Source organism: Cohaesibacter celericrescens, assembly GCF_002866925.1.
GTDB classification, from domain to species: domain Bacteria; phylum Pseudomonadota; class Alphaproteobacteria; order Rhizobiales; family Cohaesibacteraceae; genus Cohaesibacter; species Cohaesibacter celericrescens.
On sequence record NZ_PKUQ01000022.1, the window covers coordinates 87,009 to 111,881 of the forward strand.

At 49.9% G+C, this 24,873-nt stretch carries 22 protein-coding genes; 6 read left to right on the forward strand and 16 right to left on the reverse strand.

Annotation, left to right across the window (positions count from 1 at the left end):
• Positions 1–6: 6 nt before the first annotated feature.
• From C0081_RS11650 to C0081_RS11680, 6 genes are all read right to left on the reverse strand, one after another.
• Positions 7–1,389 (reverse strand): L,D-transpeptidase family protein, encoded by a 1,383-nt coding sequence (locus C0081_RS11650; protein WP_245417932.1) that lies wholly within the window; start codon positions 1,387–1,389, stop codon positions 7–9.
• A gap of 447 nt (positions 1,390–1,836) precedes the next feature.
• Complete coding sequence (gene ldtR / locus C0081_RS11660; RefSeq protein ID WP_101534010.1) at positions 1,837–2,349, reverse strand: transcriptional regulator LdtR; 513 nt, start codon at positions 2,347–2,349, stop codon at positions 1,837–1,839.
• A 217-nt stretch (positions 2,350–2,566) separates the two neighbouring features.
• On the reverse strand, positions 2,567–3,448 hold the full coding sequence (mmsB, locus tag C0081_RS11665; protein WP_101534011.1) for a 3-hydroxyisobutyrate dehydrogenase: 882 nt from the start codon (positions 3,446–3,448) through the stop codon (positions 2,567–2,569).
• Between the two features lie 26 nt (positions 3,449–3,474).
• Complete coding sequence (locus tag C0081_RS11670; protein WP_101534012.1) at positions 3,475–3,894, reverse strand: DUF6163 family protein; 420 nt, start codon at positions 3,892–3,894, stop codon at positions 3,475–3,477.
• The gene (locus C0081_RS11675) at positions 3,891–4,919 is read right to left on the reverse strand and encodes an enoyl-CoA hydratase/isomerase family protein (protein ID WP_101534013.1); all 1,029 of its coding nucleotides are present in this window, start codon (positions 4,917–4,919) and stop codon (positions 3,891–3,893) included. Before C0081_RS11675 ends, C0081_RS11670 begins: the two co-directional genes overlap by 4 nt.
• 78 nt (positions 4,920–4,997) lie before the next feature.
• Positions 4,998–6,137, reverse strand: coding sequence for an isobutyryl-CoA dehydrogenase (locus tag C0081_RS11680; protein WP_101534014.1), 1,140 nt, complete (start codon positions 6,135–6,137; stop codon positions 4,998–5,000).
• 395 nt (positions 6,138–6,532) lie between these two features.
• On the opposite strand from C0081_RS11680, the gene hemB reads away from it, so the two are divergent.
• Positions 6,533–7,498: a porphobilinogen synthase gene (hemB, locus tag C0081_RS11685; RefSeq protein ID WP_245417945.1), complete on the forward strand. Its 966-nt coding sequence runs from the start codon at positions 6,533–6,535 to the stop codon at positions 7,496–7,498.
• 19 nt (positions 7,499–7,517) lie between these two features.
• On the opposite strand, the gene C0081_RS11690 is transcribed toward hemB, so the two are convergent.
• Both C0081_RS11690 and C0081_RS11695 read right to left on the reverse strand, forming a co-directional pair.
• Complete coding sequence (locus C0081_RS11690) at positions 7,518–8,048, reverse strand: GNAT family N-acetyltransferase (RefSeq protein WP_210200479.1); 531 nt, start codon at positions 8,046–8,048, stop codon at positions 7,518–7,520.
• 9 nt (positions 8,049–8,057) lie between these two features.
• Positions 8,058–8,585, reverse strand: coding sequence for a helix-turn-helix domain-containing protein (locus tag C0081_RS11695; RefSeq protein WP_101534016.1), 528 nt, complete (start codon positions 8,583–8,585; stop codon positions 8,058–8,060).
• Positions 8,586–8,796: 211 nt separating this feature from the next.
• Here C0081_RS11695 and C0081_RS11700 point away from each other — a divergent pair, with 211 nt between their 5' ends.
• From C0081_RS11700 to C0081_RS11720, 5 genes are all read left to right on the forward strand, one after another.
• Positions 8,797–10,053, forward strand: coding sequence for a threonine ammonia-lyase (locus tag C0081_RS11700; protein ID WP_101534017.1), 1,257 nt, complete (start codon positions 8,797–8,799; stop codon positions 10,051–10,053).
• Positions 10,054–10,297: 244 nt separating this feature from the next.
• Entirely contained in the window at positions 10,298–10,816 is a 519-nt protein-coding gene (locus C0081_RS11705) for an RDD family protein (RefSeq protein WP_210200480.1), read from the forward strand.
• Positions 10,817–11,115: 299 nt separating this feature from the next.
• On the forward strand, positions 11,116–12,945 hold the full coding sequence (locus C0081_RS11710) for an SLC13 family permease (RefSeq protein WP_342587673.1): 1,830 nt from the start codon (positions 11,116–11,118) through the stop codon (positions 12,943–12,945).
• A 90-nt stretch (positions 12,946–13,035) separates the two neighbouring features.
• Positions 13,036–13,782, forward strand: coding sequence for an arginyltransferase (locus C0081_RS11715; RefSeq protein WP_101534018.1), 747 nt, complete (start codon positions 13,036–13,038; stop codon positions 13,780–13,782).
• A gap of 112 nt (positions 13,783–13,894) precedes the next feature.
• Positions 13,895–14,923, forward strand: a complete 1,029-nt coding sequence (locus tag C0081_RS11720; protein WP_101534019.1) for an endonuclease/exonuclease/phosphatase family protein — start codon at positions 13,895–13,897, stop codon at positions 14,921–14,923.
• Between the two features lie 80 nt (positions 14,924–15,003).
• On the opposite strand, the gene parC is transcribed toward C0081_RS11720, so the two are convergent.
• The 8 genes from parC to C0081_RS11760 form a co-directional block, all read right to left on the reverse strand.
• Positions 15,004–17,244: a DNA topoisomerase IV subunit A gene (gene parC / locus C0081_RS11725; protein WP_101534020.1), complete on the reverse strand. Its 2,241-nt coding sequence runs from the start codon at positions 17,242–17,244 to the stop codon at positions 15,004–15,006.
• Between the two features lie 57 nt (positions 17,245–17,301).
• Positions 17,302–18,042, reverse strand: coding sequence for a DNA repair protein RecO (gene recO, locus C0081_RS11730; protein ID WP_101534021.1), 741 nt, complete (start codon positions 18,040–18,042; stop codon positions 17,302–17,304).
• A gap of 88 nt (positions 18,043–18,130) precedes the next feature.
• On the reverse strand, positions 18,131–19,060 hold the full coding sequence (gene era, locus C0081_RS11735) for a GTPase Era (RefSeq protein WP_101534022.1): 930 nt from the start codon (positions 19,058–19,060) through the stop codon (positions 18,131–18,133).
• A gap of 31 nt (positions 19,061–19,091) precedes the next feature.
• A complete protein-coding gene (gene rnc / locus C0081_RS11740; protein WP_180966864.1) occupies positions 19,092–19,799 on the reverse strand; it encodes a ribonuclease III in 708 nt (235 codons plus the stop codon).
• Positions 19,800–20,017: 218 nt separating this feature from the next.
• Complete coding sequence (gene lepB / locus C0081_RS11745) at positions 20,018–20,773, reverse strand: signal peptidase I (RefSeq protein ID WP_101534024.1); 756 nt, start codon at positions 20,771–20,773, stop codon at positions 20,018–20,020.
• A 193-nt stretch (positions 20,774–20,966) separates the two neighbouring features.
• Entirely contained in the window at positions 20,967–21,383 is a 417-nt protein-coding gene (acpS, locus tag C0081_RS11750; RefSeq protein ID WP_101534025.1) for a holo-ACP synthase, read from the reverse strand.
• A 42-nt stretch (positions 21,384–21,425) separates the two neighbouring features.
• Positions 21,426–21,992: a DUF2062 domain-containing protein gene (locus C0081_RS11755; RefSeq protein WP_101534361.1), complete on the reverse strand. Its 567-nt coding sequence runs from the start codon at positions 21,990–21,992 to the stop codon at positions 21,426–21,428.
• Positions 21,993–22,596: 604 nt separating this feature from the next.
• On the reverse strand, positions 22,597–24,840 hold the full coding sequence (locus C0081_RS11760) for a RelA/SpoT family protein (protein WP_101534026.1): 2,244 nt from the start codon (positions 24,838–24,840) through the stop codon (positions 22,597–22,599).
• Positions 24,841–24,873 lie beyond the last annotated feature (33 nt).

Below are 24,873 nucleotides of genomic sequence, written 5' to 3' on the forward strand. Positions count from 1 at the left end.
AGCAAATTATCCTTGCTGCGCGACAATCGGGCTCATGGCAGACAGGCCATCGCGATTGTAGATATCATCGCGGAAATGGATCATTCCGCCGTTGCTCGCCCATGCTGTAATATAAGTCATGTAAATTGGAACACGATCTCTTACAGAAACATCGTTTCTTTCTCCGGAACGGATGGCAGCATCGACAGCCATGCGATCCCAACCCGGAGTGCCATTAAGCACCCACGTTACAAATTCACGCACATTCTGTACCCGAACACAGCCCGATGAATGGAACCGGTAGCTGCTACCAAACAGGGTTTTGGAAGGCGTATCGTGGAGATACACAGCGTGTTTGTTATGGAAATTGATTTTTATAGACCCCATGGAGTTCTTGGCGCCCGGTTCCTGACGGAATTGGTAGTTCAGCGCCTCTTCAGAATTCCAATTAACCTGAGACGCATCCAATTCAATATTATTGCGCAAATCGCGAATATGAATTCGGTTATCCTGTAGGTAACTTGGATCCTTCTGCATTTTAGGAATTAGATCCTTGAGGATAATGCTTTTAGGAACATGCCAATAAGGGTTGAAGTTGATCTGATGGATTTTCGACGTCAACACCGGGGTCTGGCGATCAATCTTCCCGACAACTCCGGTATGACGCGAATGAACATATCCGTTTTCAACCGTTTCAATTTCGGCTGCTGGAATATTGACCATGACATAACGGTCACCCAAATAGCCGGACATTGAGCGCAAACGGACAAGGTTTGTTTCCAACTGGCGCAAGCGAACTTCAGCAGGCACATTAATTGCAGCAAAAGTCTCTTTGCCCGCGAGCCCGTCGGGATCAATGCCATGACGAGATTGGAAGCGCCGAACCGCAGCATCCACGTAAGAATCAAACACCTCGGAAACGCCAACATCTTGCACCAAATCACCAGACATAATGAGGCGCTGACGAAGAATTGTAACCGTGTGGGCGCGGTTGCCTATACGCAAAGTTTGATCATCAGGAACCAAAGGCCAGCCACCGCGCTGCACAACACTATAATAAAACTGCATTGCGCTTTCGATGTTTGCAGCAGTGGATGCTGAAAGCGTCGGTTCTGCGGTACGCACCGCTGCAACAGTCTGTCCGGGGGTGTCGAAACGATCTCCCCACTCGACCTGCCCCTGATTAAGCACTTCGTCAATCGGGTTGATTGCCTGAGCCCAGACTGGAGTTGAAACCGTAGCAAGGCTGGCAAGAAGGCTGCCACCAGTGGTCAGAAAAGTCCGGCGACTCGGTTCTGCGAACGTAGCGCGGTTCCGATTGCTTTGCTTGTTATTCTGAATGGTTTTTCTTACCACTTGTTTCTCCATCGCCCAAATTTCTTGCACTCGCCAGGCAGCATTGGGGGCCATGCTTGCCTTCCTTGCCCTATCACGAAGGGTTTGCCGTTACAATCGAGCTGCATCAGTTTGCTTCAATAGCCGCCAAATGAATTTCTCAGATCGACCTTACGACGAGTCGCACGGTCTAAAGTCATATTACATAAGCACTATTTAGTAGATTTTTTACCGATCCAAACAGTTGACAACAGATTGTGGCAAATTCTGGATGAATGCGACCTGAATTCAACACTTCCTGTAACAGCGTGGTGATGATGCAACACTTTAAGGTGCAGAATAATAAAATTCACACAAAAAAATCCCCTGCAGGGCAACCCTTGCAGGGGAAATCGCATGTTGGTCAGAAACTGAACATTGACGGTGCCGGTCCTGATTGTCGCGTTCAAGGCCGGATGTCTTAGTTCATCATGCCAGAAAGGCGATCTGCCTTTCTGTATTCCACCGATATATCCGGTGTATTTAAAGTCTATAAAGAATTTGATCTGTCCAGAAGCGTTCGAGGCGCTGTAGCGACCTGTTTAGCACTGCGAAATCTTCTGTAGCGATGCCACCTACTTGTTCAATGGTGTTGACGTGGCGATCATAAAGCTCACTGACAATTCTGCTGATCTCGAGCCCCTTATCCGAAAGAGAAATCCGAACCGATCGACGATCCACTCGGGACCGCTCATGATTCACATATCCCATATCGACCAGTTTCTTGAGATTGTAAGAAACATTTGATCCCTGATAGTATCCACGGGAACGAAGTTCGCCTGCAGTTACCTCTGATTCGCCGATGTTGAATAGCAACAACGCCTGTACACTATTCACATCAGATCGACCACGGCGTTCAAATTCATCCTTGATAACATCAAGAAGTCTGCGATGAAGGCGTTCCACAAGTCGAAGGGCGTCCATGTAGAGTGGTTTTAATTCTACTTCGCCTTCGGCTTGACCGGCTGCATCCACTGCCTGTTGTGCTGTAATCATCCGTTTGAGCCTCGTGTTCTTTTTTTAATTTTGGGTTGGCGGTTTTCCCGCTTCTGTAGTGACACTAACCCGCTCGACATAAAAACTGCTTAAGCAACGCACTTAACAAAGGTTTAAACGGCAAAAAGTCGACCTTTTTAGGGGCCGACTTAATTTAGTGGTAAATAACAAGTTAGGAAGCTGTCTAAAATTCTATCTGATATAGTCTTATTACTTATCAGCGCAGCTTATTGATAATGCCCGAGAAATCAACGCCTTCATTTCCTTCATCACAAAAAGCATTGTAAAGCGCGGTGGCTTGCTTACCCAGTGGGGTTTGGGCTCCAACGGCTTTAGAGGCATCCTGCGATAGGTTGAGATCTTTGAGCATCATGGCGGCGGCAAAGCCGGGTTGATAATCTCGGTTGGCAGGAGATGCCTCAACAGGTCCGGGGACCGGACAGTAAGACGTTAGTGACCAGCATTGCCCCGACGCGGTAGAGGAAATGTCATAGAGTTTTTGATGATCGAGGCCGAGTTTTTCTGCCAAAGCAAATGCCTCGCAGACAGAAATCATCTGAATACCGAGCATCATATTGTTGCAAATCTTGGCAGCCTGACCATTTCCTGCGCCACCAGCGTGAATGATAGCTTTGCCCATTATGTCAAGATAAGGCTTGGCAGCAGCAAAAGCTTCATCAGCACCTCCCACCATGAAGGTCAGTGTTCCTGCCGTCGCTCCACCCACTCCACCTGACACGGGAGCATCAACCATATGCATGCCAGCATCTGAGGCAGCAGCAGCAACATCACGCGCGGATTGAACATCAATGGTTGAGCTGTCGATAAGAAGTGTCCCCTTGCTCACATTAGCAAGAATACCGTCGTCACCCATATAGACTTTACGCACATGCGTGCCAGCAGGCAGCATGGATACAACCACGTCGGCTCCTGAGACCACAGTGGCTATTGACGACGCAGGAACACCTCCCGCTTGTTTCAACTCAAGTAGAGCATCCTCGCTCAAATCATATCCACGCACTTGATGGCCAGCTTTGAGCAGATTGGCGGCCATTGGACCACCCATATTTCCCAAACCGATAAAACCGATCGTTGTCATTGTATCCTCCCCAGGCACATTTAGACTTATTCTTCTTGTTTAGACGCGTTCATATATATCCAGCCACTCGTCCCAACCAGCGCAATCAAACCCAACAAATGGACGGCCGATATTAGAACTTGTTGGGACGCAAAATTCTCGAACGCCATAATTGCGCCGGTCTGGGTTATGACACTGAGTACCCACATGACCACCCCCCAAAAAGTCAATTGCCAGACCCCAACAGCGGCGATGAGAAAAGAACTTGCAAGGATGACGCGCAACGCGGCCTCTTGCCAAACCTCGGTCTCCAAGCCGCTCTCGCCCAAAACGCCCAATATCCCCACCCAATAGTAGAGACCACTTAGCATCAGAAACAGGCTTCCGATGCGTGCAAGCACGATGTACCAGTAGGGGAGATTTTCCCCCCAAATATTCGGGGCATTGTCTGTTAGTTTTAAAGTCATGATGATTTAAATGTTAGCTCACTGTCCTGGAGAGGCGCAAAATGGGCTTCGACTCGATCCGCGTTGACCAAGGCAAAGTCTTTTGGATTCCAGTTCGGTGCACCGTCTTTGTCAACCAAAGTTGCGCGGACCCCCTCATAAAAGTCATCATCTTGCAGAATTCGGCTTACAATCCGAAATTCCATCCGCATACAGTCTTCAAAGTCCAAGGAAGCCCCGCGCCGCACTTCGGCCAAAGCGATGTAGACTGAAGTGGGTGATTTTGTTTCAATCTGCGCCAATGCTTTTGCCGCAAAAGGATGGGTGCTCTCACGCAACGCTGAAAGGATGTCTGCAACGGTTGCGCCACCGAAGATAGAATCAATAAGCAGAGATTCTTCATCTGTTACTGTAGGTTCGGGAATAAGCGCCAATTCATTCAACACATCGTCGACAGGTTCCCCATCAGATAGTCTGGATAGGATCGCGTCAAAATTCTCTGCGTTAATGGCATGGGTGGCCAAACCAAACTTAAGGCAATCCCCTTGCTTTAGCCTTGCTCCGGACATCGCACAATAGGTGCCTGATTGCCCCTTCATACGCGGCAAAAGATAAGATCCACCAACATCGGGGAAAAAACCGATTCCCACTTCCGGCATGGCAAACGTTGTGTTTTCGCTCACCACGACATAGCGACCATGCATGGAGATGCCGACACCCCCGCCCATCACGATGCCGTTGATGAGTGAAATATAGGGTTTGGAGTAATGATGAATGGCGTTGTTGAGGCGATACTCGTGCCAGAAGAAATCCAGCGGAGGATTGGCGCGCCCTTCCCACACTTTGCGGATATCCCCGCCTGCACAAAAAGCTTTTTCACTGGCGGAGACCAAAACCACACAAGAGATAGTGTCGTCGTCGCGCCAGAGATCCAGCTGGGTATCAAGGGCGTGAACCATATCGAGCGTCAAGGCGTTGAGTGCCTTGACCCGATTAAGGGTCACCAGCCCAACGCAGCCGCGCTGCTCAAACAAAATATCACTCATGTCTCTATCTCCTCATACGTCTCGTCGCATTCAAACGAGCCAGTCACCGGTCACATGCTGTGTCGACTTAGCAAGCAGCTAGTCTTTGAGCAAGTCGCGAGAAATGATTAGGCGCATGACTTCATTGGTGCCTTCCAATATCTGATGGACACGAACATCGCGGAAAAAGCGTTCCATCGGATAATCGCGCAAGTAGCCATAGCCTCCATGCAGTTGAAGAGCCTCATTGACAACATTGAATCCAATATCAGTAGCCAGTCTCTTGGCCATCGCTGCTTGGCGAGTTGCTTGAGGAGCTTTGGCATCGACAGAAACAGCGGCGCGATGCAACATCAGACGGGCGCTGTCCAGCTCTGTTGCCATATCAGCGACTTTAAACTGCAAGGCCTGAAATTGAGCAAGGGGACGGCCAAACTGTTTTCTTTCTTTTATATAGGAAATCGCACGATCCAAACAGTATTGCGCAGCGCCAACAGAGCAAGCACCAATATTGAGACGACCACCATCAAGGCCCGCCATGGCGATTTTGAAACCCTGCCCTTCGTCCCCTAGCCTATTAGCGATTGGGACACGACAATTTTCAAAGATCACTTCCGCCGTCGGCTGGCTCTTCCAGCCCATCTTGCGTTCTTGCGCACCATAGGAAAGACCGGGTGTACCTTTTTCGACCACCAAGCAACTAATACCCTGCGGGCCTTCTTCACCTGTCCGTACCATGACAACATAAACATCCGCCGTACCGCCACCAGATATGAAGGCCTTGGAGCCATTCAATACGTAATGATCGCCGTCCCGCACCGCCTTGGTGCGCAAAGCTGCAGCATCAGAACCTGAATTGGCTTCGGTCAGGCAATATGCACCAAATATGTCCATACTGCACATATCTGGCAACCATCTCTGGCGCTGTTCTTGCGAGCCATAGGTGTCGATCATCCAAGCGGCCATATTGTGTATGGAGATATAGGCAGCAGTTGACGTGCAGCCCTTTGACAATTCTTCAAAGATGATAGCGGCATCCAGGCGGCTCAACGCAGACCCGCCCACGTCATCTCGCACGTAAATACCGCCAAAGCCCAAGCTAGCAGCGGTCTTCAGTGTCTCTATAGGGAAAATCGACTGTTCATCCCATTCAGCCGCATTTGGCTCTAGTTCACCGCTGGCGAAATCAGCAGCCATTTGTTGAAACGCGCGCTGCTCTTCCGAGAGTGCAAAATCCATCTTTTTCCTCCCCTGCCCCATTTAGGGTCCGTTTTCCAGCTCAGACTAGCCACATCCACCGATTCAGGTCAACGCCACAAAAGGAGAATGCCAAATTTTCACTTCACATTACTTCATGAAATATATGTATTATTTTTATTTGACTTACGTTAACGCAAACGTATTTTTGTCACATTACCAAATACTCAGTTTTCTTGACCGCGAAATATGTTAAGCAATAACAATAACAAAGATTGCGCGCAGGCAAGAGTATCTCACTCCCCCTTGATGCCCCCTGCGCTTGCAGACCATCAAGACAGGATTGCCTTTTTAAAATGACCAATTCTCCCAAATCTACCGCGGAAACACAGCACAGCACCAAAATTGACGTCAGCGCCATTACAGGCGGCCGTCGTATGCGTCGCAATCGGCGCAGCGATTGGTCCCGGCGGCTGATCCGGGAGAATGCAATCACTGCAAATGACTTGATCTGGCCCATTTTTGTATTGGACGGTGAAAATAAAATACAGCCAGTTAGTTCCATGCCTGGCGTCGATCGTCTCTCCATCGACAATGCTGTACGCGCGGCCGAAAAGGCCGCTAAACTGGGCATTCCTGTATTGGCACTGTTTCCCTATACCGATCCAGCCTTGCGCGACGATACTGGTACAGAGGCGTTGAATGAAAACAATCTGACATGTCGTGCCCTGCGTGCGATAAAAAAAGAAGTACCCGAGATCGGTTTGATGACGGATGTGGCTCTTGACCCCTACACCAGTCACGGCCATGACGGCTTGATGCGTGATGGCGTCATCCTCAATGACGAAACCGTCGAGCAATTGACACGGCAAGCCTTGGTGCAGGCTGAGGCCGGATCAGATATCATAGGGCCATCGGACATGATGGATGGCCGCATTGGCGCTATCCGCCAAGCGCTTGACTGCGGAGACTATTTGGATGTGCAGATTATGGCCTATACCGCCAAATACGCATCTGCCTTTTATGGTCCGTTCCGCGATGCGGTTGGGGCCAACGCCACCCTGAAAGGCGACAAACAGACTTACCAGATGGACCCTTGCAACAGTGATGAAGCTTTAATCGAAGCAGAACTGGATATCAGTGAAGGCGCCGATATGCTGATGGTCAAGCCGGGCATGCCTTATTTGGATGTTTTACGCCGCCTCAAAGACAGTTTTGCCATGCCTACCTTTGCCTATCAGGTATCAGGTGAATATGCGATGCTTTGCGCTGCGGGCCAGAATGGCTGGCTTGATCAGGATCGTGCCATGTGGGAAAGCCTGATCGCTTTCAAACGCGCAGGCGCAGACGGCATCCTGACTTACTTCGCCCCTAAAATTGCAGAAGCGCTGGCCAACAAATAGCTGGTAGTTCTAAGACGCTTTAATCCAGTATCTTATACATATAGGTGGTGGAATCGAGGCGGTCACTATCTGACGCCCGCGCGAAATTTGGTATGCGTCCTGCGATCTTATAGTCGAGCAAGATATACAAGGGCTCGGCTTGATCGCCAGAGCGCGTATCGAGCGTTATCAAACTCTTGTCCAACATTCTTGCTTGCTCTTCCAGCATTTCCATCAAAGCGGTGGCAACACCTCGCTTGCGAAAATTGGGATGTACCAGCAATTTGGCCACTTCGCAGCGGTGCGCTTGGTTTGGTGGAAGATCACACAGCATTTGGACCGTTCCGACAATCTTTTCGTCAGTCTTTGCCACCAGTAGCGTGGTGCTGCCATCCTGAACCTTAGGGAAGACTTTCTCCGACCAAAAGGATTTTGCATCCCTCAGCGTGAAGGGTTGAATGAAACTGATGCTTGCTCCTATCGAAACACAAGCATGCAAAATCTCCGCAAGCTCCGGCAGCGCGGCTTCAAAATTAGCGGGGTCCAGTTTTACATAGTCAATTTTGGTCACTTGGACCTCCTAGGAGATTAGCACGAGCAAATAGTTGGCACCAGTTACAGAATCCGCACAAAAACGGCTTGGACCGCGCAGAACATATCGCAGACAGTCCCCTTGGGACAGGTCGTACTGTGTATCGTCAACGGTTATTGCTAAAGAACCAGACAGGATAAGCAACTGATGTTCTAATCCATGGACAGGCGCTGCATCATATTGGATCTCGGCTCCCGCAGAGAGAGTGCACTCCAATATTTCACCAGACAGCTGAGAACTGGGAGGCGACACCAAACGACGGCTGAAACCTTGGGTTTGATCGCTCCAAACCAGTTGATCCTTCATGCTAATCTTGGGTTTAAAAGCCTCTTCAGTCATCATAATCAGTCGAGACAGAGGCATCTCATATGCGGAGCAGATCTTGCCCAGCATTTCGGCGGTGGCAGCAACTTCTGCATTTTCCAATCGGGACAGGCTGGCCCGGCTCACTCCGCTTTTTGCGCTCAATTGTTCTAATGACCATTGCCGGTCACGTCGCAATTCAGTCAATCGCATTGCAATTCTAAGCGATATGTTATCCAACGCCACTCACACTATCCCATATTTGAATAAAATTCTCACATACGGGATACACCCTTTTCCATCTCGTGCATAGTCGGTCGTTCTCAGTTGTGCACGGAATACGCTTTGCGCCGATTGAATTTGAAAGTGGAAACCTCTTCAGGCATTGTTTTAATATCCACCCCGCTCATTAAAGGTCTTGATGATGTCCGACACCCCCCTGTTGTCCCCAGCCCGCCCGACACTTTCCGATATCTTACAGGCTGCTGAGAAAATCAAAACGTCTGTTCTTCGCACCCCGACGTTACCCGCCGACAGGTTGTCACAGGAACTTGGTGCGGAGATCTTTGTCAAATATGACAACATGCAGATCACAAATGCCTTCAAAGAGCGGGGAGCGCTTAACAAGCTTTTATCACTCAGCAAGACACAAAAATCCAAAGGTGTCATCGCAATGTCGGCAGGCAATCATGCTCAGGCGGTGGCTCTACATGCCACCCGCCTTGGCATTCCATCGACCATCGTGATGCCGGAATTCACCCCGTTCGTGAAAGTGGCAGCAACCAAAGCCTTTGGCGCAACCGTGATTTTGGAGGGGGAATCCGTTGCCGAAGCTGGCGAAGCTGCTCATGCTTTGGCAATTGAAAAAGATCTGACATTTGTACATCCCTATGACGACTTTCATGTCATTGCGGGGCAAGGCACCGTCGCTCTTGAAATGCTGGCAGATGAACCCGACTTGGATGTCTTGATCATCCCTATTGGCGGCGGAGGCTTGATCTCTGGCGTATCCATCGCAGCCAAAGCACTCAAACCGCAGATTGAAATCATCGGCGTAGAAACCGAGCTTTATCCAACCATGTATAATGAGCTGAAAAAGACCAATCTGGTCTGTGGAGGACAATCTCTTGCCGAAGGAATCGCGGTTAAAAAAGCAGGCAAGCTCCCTGCCTTGATTGCTTCCGATCTGGTGTCGGATATCATCTTGGTTTCGGAACGTCAGATCGAACAAGCCATCAACGCCTATGCGACATATTTAAAAACCATGGCAGAGGGAGCCGGTGCAGCAGGCCTCGCGGCCATGATCGCCGAACCGGAGCGCTTCAAAGGCAAGAAGGTTGGTTTGGTCTTGTGCGGGGGCAATATCGATCCGCGTCTTCTATCGTCAATTATCGTGCGCCAATTGGGCCGCAAACAACAGATTGTCGGTCTGCGGATCACGATCCCGGACCGACCTGGTGTATTGGGTGAAATATCGACAGTCATAGGCGATCTGGGAGGCAATGTGTTGGAGGTCGATCATCACCGAACCTTCCTCAACGTGCCTGTTCGCGGAGCATCAATCGACATTACGATTGAAACGCGTGACGCAGCCCATGCGCAAGAGATCATCCAAGGAATCGAAGCCAAGGGACATCAGGTTGAACATCTCAATGCACCGGAGAACACCCTAAAACGATAAATCGCCACAATAACAGCAAGAGAGCCGATATAGAGCTATAGTATTATAAATGTATTTTCCTAATTCAAGACGCATTTATATTTTTTAATAGGCGATTGCAGACTCACATAATCTGTATTTGTTGGCTTCCCATCTTGAAAACGGCCTTTGCCGACATAATCTTTAGTACGTCGGTTCGCCTAATACACTTCTGGTTTATCCTCGCCGCCGACTTATTGATGGACCTGAAAGGATCCTTTTGAAAATGAACAATGCCGATATGGCACAAAAGAGCATCGACCAACGAGAGCATGCTTATATACCCCAACAGCATCCAGCGCTGTTCGATGGCGTTTTATCCCGGCGAGTTCTGGCCTTTTTGTTTGATGCAATCATGATTGTTGGCGTGATGGTTGCTCTATCGATTGTTATTGCTGTTCTTGGTGTTGTGACTTTTGGCTTGGGCTTTTTTCTATATGCCATTCTGTTTCCACTTGCAGCACTTGGATATGCCGCCGCTACTTTGGGTGGTTACAAGGCGGCCACGCCGGGCATGCGCTTGATGGGGCTGGAAATGCGGCTTTGGTACGGAGCCAAACCTTATGCCCTGCTAGCTGTGATGCATAGTTTGCTGTTTTGGTTCGCCGGCACGTTACTGACGCCCTTCATCATTCTGGTTGGGCTCTTCACCCGCCGTAGTCAATTGTTGCACGATCTTGTATTGGGCACAGTTGTCGTTGACCGCGAAGCGCTCTGGGAATTGGAAAACAAACAGAGCTATTAGACTGTCGTAATCTGCAACAGTTGCGTAAATTTGAAACAAAGTGCCCGCCGCGTGCGGGCATTTGTATTTCTTTCCCCCGATTATTTGCGTGGGCGAACCGTTATTAAGCCCACACTTTTATGCACTGTACGAAAAAGTGGGTGCATAAGCTTTGCAAACTGTCCCATTTTCTGATTTCCTTTGCGTTACAAGTATGGCGTATTTGCGCAAAGGAGGTCATTCGATTCACCGCGGCGTTCGGTGCTATCCTATGGTTTCTAATCGCGCAGCAATGTTCTACCAGAGCAGAGAGTGTGCAATTGATACACCTGACCGCCGAAATGCAAATGTGGCTGACATTTGCGGTGATTGCGATCACCATCATTTCCTACAGCCTTGAATATCTGGCCATTGAAATCACTGCGCTGGGTTCATTGCTGGTTTTGATGCTAATTTTTGTCGGCCTGCCAATTGCGGACGAAGCCGCAGGTTTGGTCACTATTGATCAACTGCTATCTGGCTTTGCCAACCCTGCTTTATTGACTGTGCTGGCTCTATTGATTATTGGGCAAGCCCTGTTCCAGACTGACGCTCTGGATGCCCCCGCACAATTTGTGACGAGGTTGGCAAAGAGGCATCGGTACATGGCGTTTATCGCGGTGTATTTGGCCGCAGCTTTCATCAGCGCGTTCATCAACAACACACCGGTTGTCGTGATGTTTCTGCCCATCATGACTGTGGTGGCTAGCAACCTGCGCTTTTCCACGTCGAAGGTTTTGATGCCACTCTCGTTTATTTCCATTCTGGGCGGGATGACAACAATCATCGGTTCCTCGACCAACCTTCTGGTCGCCGAAGCTGCGCGTAAAAATGGCGTGCTTGATTTGAAATTCTTTGATTTCACTGAAATTGGCCTGATGGTGACGAGCTTTGGCGCGATTTATGCAATGTTTATTATGCCACGCATTCTTAAAAACCGAGAAAGCATGACAGATGAACTCAGCCAAACCACTGGCAAACAATTTATCGCACAGATTCCGCTCACCCATGGTGACGCCCTCGTCGGGCAAAAGGCTATTGCCGGGATGTTCCCCAGCCTTAAAAACATGACCGTCCGCCTCGTTCAGCGGGGAGAAACCCCTCACCTGCCACCCTTTGACAATGTAACCCTTCAGGCCGGAGACACGGTGGTCGTTGCAGCGACACGTCAGGCGATCACGCTGGCACTTAAAGGCGGGCACAATGTCATTAGGGACGATGCTGAAGAAGAGGTTTCTGCCCATCAACCAAAATCAGATTTTACACTGGCTGAAGTGATTGTGCCGCCTGCTTCCCGCATGACAGGCCAAACCATTGAGCAATCGGGCCTCAGATCCAAGACCAACTGCATGGCTTTAGGGGTTCAAAGACGGTCCCGTATGCCCCGCATGGCGATGAGCGATATACGGCTTGAGGCTGGTGATGTATTATTGGTTGGTGGGGCTCGGGACGACGTGGAATCTTTGCGTACCAACAAAGATTTGCTACTCATTGAGCTTTCCACCACCGATGTTCCTCAGCGACGGTATGCGCCGCGTGCGCTGGTCATCTTTCTGACGACCGCTCTGGTGGCGGCTACGGGTGTCTTGCCCATTGCAACGGCTGCTCTTGGCGGTGCCTTTTTGATGATCGTTGGCAAATGTCTCAATCTACGCCAAGCCATTCGCGCATTGGATAGTCGTATCTATATGCTCGTGGGAGCGTCTTTGGCCAGCGCGGTGGCTTTGCAAAAAACGGGCGGTGCGGATTTTGTCGCAGGTGCCGTGGTGGATGCGATGGAAGGTCAACCGGCTCCGGTGCTTTTGTCGGGCCTGTTTTTGTTAGTGGCTATTTTGACCAACATCCTGTCCAACAATGCCACTGCTGTGCTGTTCGCTCCCATTGCCATATCAATCGCCAACCAAACCGGTTTTCCTGTTGAACCTTTTGTTGTCTGTATCATTCTCGCAGCAAACTGCTCATTTGCCACCCCCATCGGCTATCAGACCAACTTGCTTGTTATGGGTCCCGGTCACTATAAGTTTGCAGATTTTCTCTACGCGGGCATTCCCTTAATGCTGATTATCTGGCTGAGTTTCTCCCTAATCGCACCTTGGTATTATGGTTTGTAGCACTTATGTGCTCAACATCGACGTGTGTCGGCCTTTTCATCACTCCGCAAACATTATAAGATGAGAAGACACAGAGAGACAAAAAAATCCATGACAAGTCATACACTGGATCAACCCCAATTTTATCTTACCGCATCGCAGACCTGCCCCTATCTTGAAGGTAAAATGGAGCGCAAAATCTTCACCTATCTAGTTGGAGATAATGCGCCTCACCTCAACGACCTGTTGTCGGCAGGAGGCTTTCGCCGCAGTCAGACAATCGCTTATCGTCCCGCGTGTGATGGATGTCAGGCATGTCTTTCGGTGCGCGTTTTAGTATCACAATTCACCTATTCCCGCAGTTTCACGCGCGTCTTAAACCGCAACAAAGACCTCATAGCGAGCATTAAGCCTGCGGTGCCTACGTCTGAGCAATATTCCCTTTTTCAACAATATCTTCAGTCGCGTCACGGCGACGGCGGTATGGTTGAAATGAGCATGAATGATTATGCAGCGATGGTCGAAGAGAGCCACATCGATACCATGCTCGTCGAGTACCGGCTTAGGGACGTCGACAGTGGCATTACGGGGCAATCCAGCGGCGAGCTTATTGCGGTGGCTCTGACAGACCATCTCGGGGATGCAACATCCATGGTCTACAGTTTTTTCCGCCCCGATATGGACAAACGTAGCCTTGGCACTTTCATCATACTGGATCATATCCAACGCGCAGTAAAAGAGGGCCTGGATTATGTCTATTTGGGCTATTGGGTGAAGCATTCGCCTAAAATGGCTTACAAGGCTAGGTTTCAGCCGCTGGAGTTTTTGGGGAACCATGGCTGGGAGCCACTTGAATAGATCTAATCGTTGCTAATATTACGCGGGGGCCTTTTGGTGATCATATCTTGGCCATATAAATGTCGGATCACACGGCGGCCCCATTCCCAGTTGTGAAAGCCATAATCCTTTTATGCTCCAGTCCTTCCGCGCCCTGCTCGACATAGCGATACTCATCGGTGTCTCAATCGGTTCTTTGCTTTCTTTTGCAGGATTGTTAGGCGCATTTGTGCCTGCGTTTGATTTGCTCAATCATTTTCAGCTGCTGTTCTTTTGGATCGCCTGTGTGGCCTATTTTGCCACATTCTTTTGGCCCTTCTATTATCCATCTTTTAAACGCTTTGGCCGATTGGTCCTGATCATTCCTTTGGTGAGTTCATCGTTTTTGTTAGGGCCAGAGGTATTTAAAAAAGTCACGACGCGGGGCGTTGCCGATGCGACGGTTAAAGCTCAACAATTACAACCTGTGAGACTGATGAGCTTCAATATTTATCTGGGGACTTGGGATGCAGGCGCCTTAACCAACACAATTTTAAAACACCACCCTGCCATCGTCTCTCTGCAAGAATATGCACCAAAGCGTTTTAAGCGCCTTCCAGATCTAAAAAAGGCCTACCCCTATCAAGCCCATTGCCAGACTTGGCGTCGATGTACACTGGCCATTCTTTCAGAGCACCCACTGATGAATATCAAGCGCTACCAACTGGGCCCAGAAGGTGGTTCGAACCCCATGCATGGCAAGATGTTGGCGGCAACAGTTCAGATAAAAGGCAGCCTGCCCATTCGGCTCTACAATGTGCATCTTGGTTGGCCAATGCCGATTGCAACCAAACGGGCACAGTTGGCGCAACTGGCGCAGATTGTGCGCACGGAGGCGGCAGAATTTCCCAATCAGGTGGTAACGGGGGATTTCAATTCATCGGGTTGGGCGTTTGCCATTGACCAGACATCAGATCTGGCTGGATTGGAAAGGCGCAGTTATTTCCTGACGACTTTTCCTTCGCCACACTCTCGCATTAAAGGCATGCTATTGCCCGCCTTCTTGTCTTTGGATCACATGTTGTTTAGTCCGACCCTAAAAACGGATCCAGTCGTGCGCGCATCAGCAACCTTTGGTGATCACTATCCAATCATCACCAATCTTTTCTTGCCACCACAGTAAGAGGCTACCGACCAAATGGATCGAAATCTGATATCTTGATCCACTCGTACATGTCGCCCAAAACATGCAATGCGCTTGCACTAGTTGCTGAACTTATTGCTGCGTGGGAAGCCGTTTGGAGGCATACGCCCAGCTTGTGCCCGCTCTCCTAACCACTCACCGAGTTCTTCCAACGACCGCGTGTAGTTACGGCCAGAACTGTCGTTCCAGCTAAGGCCTTCGGCACCCGTGAAGACTTTGACGTCGGAGATGCCTCCATCTTTGTAGCGTTGCAGCATGACACCGCGCCCTCGTGTCATCTCGGGTAATTGTTCTAACGGGAAGACAATCATCTTACGATTTTCACCTATGACGGCAATATGGTCGCCGACTGCTTCAACGCACAGCCTGGCTTCATTGGGAGCTGAAACATTGAGCACTTGTTTGCCCTTGCGAGTATTGGCTATCAAACCATCCTCACTTGTCACAAACCCACGACCGTCTGTGGATGCGAGCAGCAATTTGCGACCAGATTTGTGAACGAACAGATCAACAACATCAATGCCGGGCTCCATATCCACCATAACGCGGATCGGCTCGCCGTGCCCACGTCCACCGGGCAGTTTGTCAGCCTGAAGCGTATAGAAGCGACCACAGGTTGCCATGATCAGCAATTTATCCGTTGTTTCCGCATGGACGGCAAATTTAAGCTTATCGCCATCCTTGAAATTGAGCGTACTGTAGTCAGTGATATGGCCACGCATGGCGCGGATCCAGCCCTTTTCAGACAAGACAAGCGTCACCGGTTCGCGCTCGACCATCGCCATATTGATGTCATCAATATCACGTTCCGTGGCGACACCGAAATCTGTGCGGCGGCGGCCCAAATCTGTGTCTGGGCCAAATATCTTATAAATCTCACGCAGCTGCTTTGAAACGCTTTTCCATTGCAATTCATCAGAGCCGAGCAATTCCAGAAGGCCTTCGCGCTCTTTGCTCAACGCGTCATGTTCGCTTTGAATTTCAAATTCTTCAAGCTTGCGCAACGACCGCAGACGCATATTGAGGATCGCTTCGGCCTGAACATCGGTGAGCTTGAATGTCTTGATCAATTCGCCCTTAGGCTCATCCTCATACCGAATGATGCGGATCACTTCATCCAGATTGAGATAAGCGATCAAATAACCTTCGAGCACTTCAAGACGATGCTCAATCTTACTCAACCGGAACCGCGAACGGCGCTGCAAAACATCACGGCGATGGTTGAGCCACTGTTGCAGGACTTGCCGTATGCTGAGCACACGCGGGACGCCAATATGGTCCAGCACATTCATATTGAGCGAGAAACGGCTCTCCAGATCGGTGAGCTTGAACAGGGCTTCCATCAAGAGGTCCGGATCAACGGACCGGTTCTTCGGCTCCAGAACGAGTCGGATGTCCTCGGCGGACTCGTCACGCACATCGATCAGCAAAGGCAATCTGCGGTTCTGGACCAGATCTGCGATGCGCTCTATCAAACGGGATTTCTGGACCTGATAGGGAATCTCAGTGACTACAATCTGATAGGCACCACGTGCCAAAGGTTCTTGAACCCATTTGGCCCGCACGCGAAAACCGCCCCGTCCTGTGCGATAGGCTTCGTGAATTTGTTCTTTGCTTTCAACCAATATACCTCCAGTTGGGAAATCTGGTCCGGGCAATAGGTCAAACAGCTTTTCATCGGTGCAATTGGGGGATTTGATCAGATGCAGTGAAGCTTCACACAGCTCGGCGACATTATGCGGCGGAATCGATGTTGCCATGCCAACGGCAATGCCGCTGGACCCGTTTGCCAAGAGATTGGGGAAGTTAGCAGGAAGAACAACCGGTTCTTTGTCTTCTCCATCATAGGTCTCGCGAAAGTCCACAGCATCTTCGTCGATGCCTTCCATCATCAGGCGCGCGACTTCGGTCATGCGTGCTTCTGTGTAACGCATCGCTGCGGCACTGTCGCCATCGATGTTACCGAAGTTACCCTGACCATCGACCAGAGGGTAACGGGAGGCAAAATCTTGCGCCAAGCGCACCATTGCGTCATAGACGGCGGTATCGCCGTGCGGATGGTATTTACCGATCACATCGCCGACAACACGGGCAGATTTTTTAAACCCGCCGCTTGGGTCCATCTTCAACAGACGCATCGCATAAAGAATGCGACGATGAACCGGCTTCATGCCATCACGGACATCAGGCAGAGCGCGTTGGGTGATGGTTGACAATGCATAGGCCAGATAGCGCTCTTCCAGAGCCTCTTTCAGGTTAATGCTTTCAAACTCACCGGATTTTACAATATCGTTTCCCATGATGTGATGGTTATCGAAATTGGCTGATTCGTGCAATCAGGCTCTTGTTGAATGTTTCTAATCGTCCAGAGAAAGATCACGTTTCACCGCGTCGATGAAGCTTTGGCGCATGTCGGGAGGTGTCAGACCGGCCGGTTGGTAAATATTCCGCTCCAGAAAAAACCCCGATAGCGCAAATCCCTGTGCCAGTTCGGCGTAGTTCAATCGGTTGGAACTTACCTCACCGCGCAAGAAGGACGGCAAGGCCAGCATACGGTCGTGATAGGGTTTGCCTGCTGTCCGGCAAACCGCCCTGCCCGATTTTGGCGAGACATAAATCAGATCATCGTAGGTGCCTGTCGCCACACATTGGTCCAATTCAAGCCGAAAACCCAACTCGGCAAGCAAGGCCAATTCGAAGCGTACCATCAGCTCACCGGCGACGTCTCCCTCTTCAAACTCATCAACAATGACGCTGAGGGCTTGAAATATATAGGGTTGCGGGTCACGCTCTGGCAGAAGGCGCGTCAGCTCGGCAATGAACTGCATGCCATAGGTGCCCAAAGGCCGTTCCATCAATTTGGCGGCGCGAGAATGGATCAATTCGGTGGTGAATTGGCCCATCTGACTTTCCAAGCGAGCCCGCCATGTCACACTGATACTGTTTCCCGGCTGCAAGACAGGTTGGAGCCGGCGCGACCGACCACCACGAACCAGTCCCATATGTCGCCCACGCCCGCGCGTCATCACTTCTAGCAAAACAGATGTTTCACCATGCTTGCGCGTGCCCAATATGATTGCGTCATCGGTCCATTCCATGGCCAGATTCTGCCGTGATTTGTGACAAAAAGAAAGGCCAGAAATCTCACATCTCTGGCCTTTTTAGAATGATATCAAGCCGCGAAGACTAGACCGGAAATTCTAGTCCCATTTCACGATAACGCTCAGGGTCGTCCACCCAGCGAGCCCGCACTTTGATGAACAAAAAGAGATGAACCTTGGTGCCCAACAGCTCGCCCAGTTCCTCACGCGCTGCCATGGAGATCGCCTTGATGGATTTACCACCCTTGCCCAGAAAGATCATTTTCTGATTGTCGCGTTCGACATAGATCACTTGCTCGATACGAACGGACCCGTCTTCCTTCTGCTCCCATTTTTCGGTTTCAACCGTGGAGGCATATGGCAGTTCTTGATGCAAACGCAGGAAGACTTTTTCGCGGGTGATTTCCGAGGCCAGTTGGCGCATAGGCAGATCGGAAATCATATCTTCGGGATATAGCCAAGGGCCCCTTGGCATATGCGCAGCGAAATAATCCAACAAATCGTCAGTGCGGTCACCATTTAGCGCCGAAACCATGAAGGTTTCGTCAAATTTGACACGCTCATTGATTTGTTGAGCCAGTGCCAAGAGGGTATCGCGCTGAACCAAGTCGATCTTGTTGAGAATCAAAACTTTGGGCAGCTTGATATCGGCAAGTCGATCCAGAAGATCTTCGATCTGATCATTTACACCTTTACGGGCATCAACGATGAGGCCAATGCAGTCGGCGTCTTTGGCACCACCCCAAGCGGTGTTGACCATAGCCCGATCAAGCCTGCGCTTTGGTGCAAAAATGCCCGGCGTATCAACAAAGATCACCTGATTTTTGTCTTTTATCGCAATACCGCGAATAAGCGAACGGGTTGTTTGCACCTTGTGAGTGACGATAGAAACCTTGGACCCAACAATCTTGTTGACCAGTGTCGATTTACCAGCGTTCGGTGCGCCGATCAGCGCGACATAGCCGCAATTTGTGTCTGTGCCTGATGGCATCATTAGAGAGGATGTGTCTGACATTTTCGTCCTTGTTTGAGGTAATCGGAGCAAATCAATCTTGATCTTCGCTCCACTGTCCTTCTCGTTTGAGTACGGCCAATGCCGCATCTTGTTCTGCAATACGTTTGGAAGGGCCGGTGCCCAACGCGGGCTCGAGAGTGGGCACTTCAACGCGCAGGGTGAATTGAGGTTCATGGTCGGGACCGGTGCGCTCCACCAATCGATAAACAGGCGGCGGCAGCTTGTTGCCCTGAACCCACTCCTGCAAGGTGGTTTTGGCATCACGCAATGGACCGGTCCAGTCCAGCATGCGCTTTTCCCAATAGCGGGTCACCAGTTTACGGGCCTCATCGAAACCACTGTCCATAAAGACGGCGCCAATGATCGATTCACAAACATCACCCAGAATGGCTTCCTTTTTACGGCCGCCAGCTTGCGCTTCTCCCTCGCCAAGGCGGATGAAGGGACCCACACCAATTTCTCTGGCCACATCAGCGCACGTTTCATTACGCACAAGACCATTGAATCGGCGGGCTAATTCTCCTTCATCAGCCTTGGGAAAGGCTTTAAGCAACAATTCGGCTACAGTTAATGCCAAGACACGATCCCCCAAGAATTCATGCCTTTGATAGGTCTCATCAACCTGCATGCGCGGGGTCATCACCGTACTGGGATGGCTCAAGGCGCGTTCCAGATGGCTTTTGTCGCGGAACCTGTAACCGAGATGCTCTTCCAGTTTTGCAACATCTCTGCGTTTCATCGAAATCCTTTCTCATGGTCTTTGGTCAAATAGTCTCTTTGTTCACAAACCAGACTATATCACAGACCGTAACGGAAACGGAGAATGCCGCGCAGACAATTACCTGCGCGGCATTCTTATCAATATGATAATGGTGGCTCTTCTAACATCTTTTCAACAAGCGTCAAACAAAAGCCTCTCATCTGCTGTGACAGGCCTGTTTCAAGCCCAATTATCACTCATAGAGCAGAGAACCAACGCTCCCAGCGAGCTGAGCTTGGCCAAGTCCAAACTTGCCAAGGGGCTTTTCCTTCGCCAATAGAGAAGAAAATTACCTGAGCTTTGCCAACCAAGTTTTCATATGGCACATAACCAACCGAGCTTAGAACACGGCTATCGGATGAGTTATCTCGGTTGTCACCCATCATGAAATAGTGCCCTTCAGGCACTTCATACACTGGGGTGTTGTCCAAATAATTGTTCGGTCGTAGATCCAGAGTATCATAGCTGACCCCATTGGGGAGCGTTTCGCGATAGCGTTCGACGCGGACTTTTCTGCCCTGCTCATCTGTCTCGATAAAATCTTCGACCTTTTCGCGCGGAACGACAGTGCCATTGATATAAAGCAGGCCGTCGATCATCTGGATTTTATCGCCAGGCAAACCAATCACACGCTTGATATAATCAGTGGAATTGTCACGCGGCAGTTTGAACACCACCACATCGCCACGAGTTGGCTCGCTTCCCATGATACGGCCAGAGAAAAGCGGAGGCCCAAAAGGAATGGAATAGCGGGAGTAGCCATAGCTGTATTTGGAGACAAAGAGGTAATCGCCAATCAACAAGGTAGATTTCATCGAACCCGATGGAATTGAAAATGGTTGGAATAGAAGCGTCCGGACCACAAGCGCCAACAAAAGGGCCTGAATAATCACCTTGATCGTATCGCCCATGCCGCCCTCGGCTTCTTTCATGCTATCGTCTGACACACTCATTCTCTTTTCCGGTTTCGGCTATTTTATGATTGACTGGAAAGCTCCCGCGAGAAACCCTCTGTTTGGTCTTGGTAATAGCGGGACTGTCGGTTTGTTACAATGAATAATCGAACATGCCGCTAAAGTCGGGCATTGTTGTGTACATAGTGTCGGAAATTTGGCTCACAAGCAGCTTTTTACACCACTCCAACCACTATTTTATATCCGGCCAATCTTTTGGCCGAGCGGAAATGATGACATAGGCCTGCGCCAGCGGATACTCGTCGGTAATGGTTAGGTCTATTTGCGCGACAAAACCAGAAGGAATCATAGCCTGAAGCCTGTCAAACGCTCCGCCGGTCAAAACCATGGTCGGTTTGCCAGATGCCAAATTACTTACGCCCATGTCACGCCAAAAGACGCCATTGGATAGTCCTGTGCCGAGCGCCTTAGAGCAAGCCTCTTTGGCTGCAAAACGTTTAGCATAAGATGCCGCTCTCTGGTTTTTTCGCTCGGACCTAGTGATTTCTTTGTGTGTAAAAATACGATTGATAAATCTTTCGCCAAAACGATCCAATGATTTTTCAATGCGTCTGATGTCCATCAGATCATTACCGGTTCCGATAATCATATGCGCCTCGTATAGCCAACACCGGACCAAAGCGTCCTTGAACTAAGATGTTTTGTGATCAGGTGAGCCCAGATCATGTTCTGCGATAGCTTTGCGCCAGCGACCAGCTTGAAAGGCTTTGCGAGCAAGGGATGCTTTGCGCCTGTGTTGATAGGCGACGGCAGCACGCCGCGTGAAAAAGTAGAATAAAAGAGCAAATGCCAACCCCACGGGTATAGCGCCTACCGCCATAATTTCGATCGTTGGAAGAATTGTAGAGAATGACTCAGTCAACAATTGGTGCTTGAGATGGTGCAATTGACCATGAACCACCTCTTTGCCCAAAATGAAACACCCGGTCCAATAGGTTGCTCCCCAAATGAAAGGAAATGTTATTGGGTTACCGACACCGGTTCCAATTGCGGCGGCAAGAAGATTACCACCAATCAGAAAAGCGATGGCCCAGCTTATGATAAAATGCAGCCCCAAGAACGGCGTAAAAGAGGTAAAGACACCAGCAGCAACGCCTGCTGCGATCATATAGGGTGAACCAGATAGGCGCAGGATACGTTTGATAAAATATTTTCCGGATCGCAACCAATTTCGGCGCGGCCAAAGAAGTACGCGCACGCGCTCCAATATCTTTGGCTTGTTTCTGCGTCCAAATAGCACCGCTTATCCACCCCTACTCAATCCAATGACACAGATCATTCTTCTGCGCCATGATCAAAACCTCTGTAAATCCATTTAGGATTTTAGGCAACCATACTCAAGAATAGTCCAGCATTTAAACACTTTGTTCCAAGTCACATAAGAGCGATTGAAAACGGATCGTCGACATTTTTTAATTCACAAGCCTTGCTGTTTGTGCCGTAAAGGCAACCAAGCCACTCCGAAATAAATGGCTTCCCTCTCATACAGTGAAACGGATACTGCGTACCGTTCCGAACCAAACCCACCTAATCCGGCGCTCTAAATGAGGGACCAGACCTTTGGATAGTCAAGCCGCGGATTCGTAGCCAAAACCTATCTAATGTATCGACCGGTTTAAGTATCGGCACAATATTCCAAATCAATGCTCCACTGCACGGGCTCTATTTTATATCCAATAAACACAAATAAATTACTGACAAGATGACAGAAGGCATCATTTTTTGCATTGCATCCGGTTTGTCACATCTAAAAATGCCCCACCCGGTCCCGCTCATAACATAGTGTCTGCTTACCGAATAATCTAGTTAACCCGCCACGCTTTTGAAACAGACCTTTTGCTACGAATTTGCTCGATGATGCGATTGAGATGATTAATATTCCAAACGGACAGATCAATCACCATCTCAGAAAAATCACTAACCTGTTGTTCCATCCTTATATTTTCAACATTCCCATCATTTTCTGCAATGACAGCTGCTATTTCGGCCAATCCGCCCGGCTCATTAATCACGCTCACTTCAATGCGCGCAGGAAAGCGTTCGGTATTTTCTTCGTCAATATCCCAACGCACATCCAACCAGCTATCCGGGCTGTCGTCGAATTGACTGAGCGCAGGTGAATGGATCGGATAGATCGTAACCCCTTTGCCCGGCGTCATAATGCCGACAATGCGGTCGCCCGGAACAGCCCCGCCTTCTGGCGCAAAACTGACGGGCAGATTGCCTGCCAAACCGCGGATAGGAATGGAACTCTTACCGTTCTTGTCGGCCTTCTTTTCAGCACGTTTTCTGGCACCAGAACCAGGAACGCGGAATTTCATTGCAGTGGCGTGTTTTAATCCAAACCAACCTTCACCGCGCTCCCCCTCGCTTTGAGCAACCCTCTGATCCTGATAGTCAGGGAACACCGCTTCAATGACCGCACGAGAGGGCAGTTCTCCGCGCCCAACTGCGGCAAAAGCATCATCAATTGTCGGGTGGCTCAGGCGCGGCAATGCCAGCTTCAAGCGCTCTTCAGAATATTCCTGTTGGGCACGTTTAAATGCGTTTCTGACAATCTGCTCACCCAAACCAGCATATTGCGCACGGACAGCATCGCGAGTCGCCCTGCGAATTGCTGCGCGGGCTTTGCCCGTTGCCACAATGCTTTCCCAAGCTGCAGGCGGAGTTTGGGCCTTGGAACAAATGATCTCAACCTCATCGCCATTTGCCAGTTCCGTAACCAGAGGCATGATCGCGCCGTTGATTTTGCACCCAACACAGGTATTGCCGATCCCTGTGTGCACAGCATAGGCAAAATCGATAGGAATCGCGCTGCGCGGCAGGGCGATGAGTCTGCCTTTTGGTGTGAAGCAAAAGACCTGATCCTGAAACAGTTCCAATTTGGTATGTTCGAGAAACTCTTCCGCGTTATCCCCTGATGACAAAAGCTCTACGGTTTGGCGCAGCCACGCATAGGCATTGCTGTCTTTGGCAAGGCGCCCAAGAGAGCGACCACCTTTCGTCTTGCCTGAGACATCTTTATAGAGCGCATGAGCGGCAACACCATATTCAGCAAACTGATGCATTTGACGGGTGCGGATCTGCAACTCGACCCTTTGGCGCCCAGGACCAATCACTGTGGTGTGGATCGAGCGATAATCGTTTGGCTTTGGGGTGGAGATATAGTCTTTAAACTTACCCGGAACACTTGGCCAAATCGTATGAACAACCCCTAACGCCTGATAGCAGGTTTCAATATCATCGACGAGCACGCGAAACCCAAAGATATCCGACAACTGCTCAAAACCGATCGATTGACGCTGCATTTTACGAAAGATCGAATAGGCTCTTTTCTCACGACCTGTAACAACCGCATTGAGGCCTTTCTCGGCGAAAGTTTTTTGCAGCTCGCCTTCAATTTCCTCAATCAGAGTTTTGTTTCTCTTGCGCACCTCATCAAGTCGCTCGGTAATCGCGTCGTAGGCTTCGGGATTGACATATTTGAAGGAAAGACCTTCCAATTCTTCTCGAATGTCTTGCATTCCCATGCGCTCGGCAAGCGGCGCGTAAATATCGATGGTTTCCTGTGCGATCCGCGCCCGTTTGTGTTCGGGTACAAAATGCAACGTACGCATATTATGCAAACGATCGGCCAACTTGACGATCAACACGCGAACATCATCAGAAATCGCCAACAGCAGTTTTCTTAGATTTTCGGCCTGCTTGGTGCGTTTGGAAATAAGGTCGAGCTGGGAGATCTTAGTAAGTCCCTCAACCAGCTTGCCAATTTCAGCCCCGAACAGCTTGTCGATTTCATCACGGGTGGCATCCGTATCTTCAATCGTGTCGTGCAACAAGCCAACAGCGATGGTGCCGTCATCAAGCCGAAGATCGGTCAAAATCCCCGCGACTTCAAGAGGATGTAGGAAATAGGGATCACCCGATGCACGCTTCTGCGACCCATGCTTTTGCATAGAATAAACATAGGCCTTGTTCAACAAGGCCTCATCGGCATTGGGATTGTAACTTGAGACTCTTTCTACAAGCTCATACTGACGCATCATGGCAGTTGAGAATCCTCGGAAATTTTGAGATCC